3 protein-coding genes are annotated in these 2,752 nt (G+C 31.3%); all 3 read right to left on the bottom strand.

Annotated elements, in window-relative coordinates; genetic code table 11:
* Positions 1-823 precede the first annotated feature (823 nt).
* The gene (locus tag AC4AGG_RS15990) at positions 824-1,336 is read right to left on the bottom strand and encodes a hypothetical protein (protein ID WP_489773020.1); all 513 of its coding nucleotides are present in this window, start codon (positions 1,334-1,336) and stop codon (positions 824-826) included.
* A gap of 229 nt (positions 1,337-1,565) precedes the next feature.
* Positions 1,566-1,967, bottom strand: coding sequence for a VOC family protein (locus tag AC4AGG_RS15985; protein WP_489773019.1), 402 nt, complete (start codon positions 1,965-1,967; stop codon positions 1,566-1,568).
* A gap of 28 nt (positions 1,968-1,995) precedes the next feature.
* Positions 1,996-2,730, bottom strand: coding sequence for a DUF6597 domain-containing transcriptional factor (locus AC4AGG_RS15980; protein WP_489773018.1), 735 nt, complete (start codon positions 2,728-2,730; stop codon positions 1,996-1,998).
* Between the last annotated feature and the right edge of the window lie 22 nt (positions 2,731-2,752).

The raw sequence follows: 2,752 nt of genomic DNA, 5'->3' as shown, positions 1-2,752 counted from the left end.
GTTTGCGTATTGCTGAAGGACGGGCTTTTATGCCTGAAAATTCAACTTTCTCTGAACCCAGCAAATTGCTTTTTTCGTTGCACTAAATTACAAAAAATCGTGAAACGAAAAAGCAAATTGCGGCTAAAAATGCAAAAATTTTCAATTTAGAATTCAACCCCGTCTTTTAGCAATACGATGTTACCTGCAGCGCCTTTTTTCATAAAGCTTTTTAGAGTTTTTTATTTTCAGCAAGTTTTAAGAAATTATTCCGTTAAATTCCATTTTTTTTTCGGTACGAAAAAAAGCAAGGATTTTATTCAGCATAATTTCACTCCAATTAGCAGAATTTTATTGACTACATAGAATCTTCGATTTCACGCCGTTTTTCATTCAGATATTCACATCGTATGCGCAAAATTTGTGAAATTCGTTGCCGAAACTGTCGTTGAATAAATTCGGTTCGATTTGGATTCATATTTTTTTCAGTCAGTCAAGTAGAAAATGAATTCAGACCTTGTTTTCAAACAAGTTTGGTCTGGATTCAGTTTCTTTTTTTATTCACTCAAGTCCGAGTTTAATTTAACACGAGATTTTGTTCAATGGCAGTTGCAGGTAACGAAAAAGTATTAGCGAAGGCGGGCGAAAAGTGAACTGAAACCTAACGAAGTGGTTCGACGGAGTCAAAGTTCAATTTTCAACCAACTGAAGCCAATGCTTTTTCGGTGAAGTGAAGTTACAAAATAAAAACGAAACCGAAAAGCAGTGGCGGCGAAGAATATTCAAATTTTCAATTTGAGTATTCAAGCCCGCTTTTGCTAATACACTGTTAGCAGACGTTTTTTTATTTTCTGTTATATTCGAACCACCCATCTTTTAAGAGTTTAAAATCATTGTTTTTTTGATAAATTTGTTTCAAACTATCATTAAAAGTCCAAACATATTCTTCAGAAATATCTTCATTGTATGTAAAAGAAATCTTATTTGATTTATCGATATTTATATGTCCAAATTTATATTTTCTACTTAAATCAAGGAATTTTTGCATTTGGATTTTTCTTTCAACTGTATCAATTTTTTCTTCTAATTTTTGCTTCTTATCAGTAGTTTTTTTGCTCAGAGTGTCAATTTTAAAAATATTTGCAATATTGTTCTTTTCATCAAAGTTGAACCAAATTCTGAAATTTTTGTTGATATAATATGTTCGACCTCGATGATAACCGTAAGAACCATCATTCAAGGCTTTAAGAGAGTCAATATTGACTTGATATTTTTCTATATGATTACGTTTTTTACAACTTAGTGTAGTTGATAAAATAAATAGAATAAAAAGCGAACCGAAAATATTTTTATTCATTTCCAAGCGTTTTTTTCAAAATGTCTGCTAACGAAAAAGTATTAGCGAAGGTGGGCGAAAAGTGAACTGAAAGTTCAATTTTCAACCAAACTGAGCCAATGCTTTTTCGGTGAAGTGAAGTTATAAATAAAAAGCGAAACCGAAAAGCAGTGGCGGCGAAGAATATTCAAATTTCCAATTTGAGTATTCAAGCCCGCTTTTGCTAATACACTGTTAGCTGTAGTTGTTTTTATTCGTTTGATGGAATTGGTGTACAAATTTCAAGTATAAATCCGTCAATGTCTCGGATAAATGAAACTTTTTGTCCCCATGGTTTTGTCATCGGATTTTCAACTAAAATCGCTCCATTTTTTAACGCTATTTCAAGAACTTCACTAACGTTGTCTGTTGTAAATGAAAGTTGAACTCCAAATGGTTTGTTGTGTGCTGAGCTTTCTACAAAACCATTTTTAAAGTTCGCATTTCCTAGCTCTTTTGAGGCAAAAGAAATGGTAGTTTCGCCTGTCTTTAGTTCTCCATAATCATTTTCTGGTGTTATGAACTTTTCTTCAAAACCGAATGCGTTTTTATAAAAGTCAATTGATTTTTTTACATCTTCAACATATAAAATTGTGTATCCAAATTTTACCATTTTTTCTTTTTTAAATTAGGCTACAAAGTTAATTTTCTTTGAGTGTAGTTAATTGTAAAAATCGGTCGTTTTTATTCTCGTGTAGTTTGGTTGGAGAATGTGCCGTAAATTTTTTGATTTCTTTGATGAAATGTGATTGGTCAAAATATTCAATAAGTGTGTTTGGAGTCTTATTTGCAATGTTTCTGTAAGATGAATTACAACGAATAATATTGAGATACGTTTTTAAGGAAGTTCCGAAGTACAAGTTGAAATAACGATTTATTTGCCTTGCAGCCCAAAATGTTTTTTGAGAAATTTCTGAAACATTAAAGGTTTCTTTTTTGAAAATTTCTTGAAAAAGTCTGATTTTATTTTCTTGAATTGGTTTTTGGTTATTTATCAATCCCAAAATTATTCCTTCCATTTGTTTAGCAAATGTTTCCAAATTTTCAAGATTGACTTTTTCGTCTTTGAAATAATTCGACGGTAGAATTTGGTGAGAATTGACAATGGATTTAAAATCAATGTCAGTAAAGATTTCGGCTATTAAAGGTTTGAAGCGAATACCAAATACAGAAGAATTTTCTTTATACTTTATGTCAATAGGTTTTGTCCAAATTCCGGTAATTTTTGTCGTATTATTTTCAGAAGAAATTATTAGGTCGATGTATCCGTTGGGTAAAATTGTATGCTGTGCACCTTTAGATGTTTCAGAATACCAAAAACATTTGATGAAATTCAACAAAGTCGGATTTTCTGTCTTGATTTCTTGGTATTTCATCGCGGTCGGTTACAATTACAGC

This window comes from Chryseobacterium sp. CG10_8, assembly GCF_058117085.1.
This window is presented reverse-complemented; position numbering and strand designations above follow the sequence as displayed.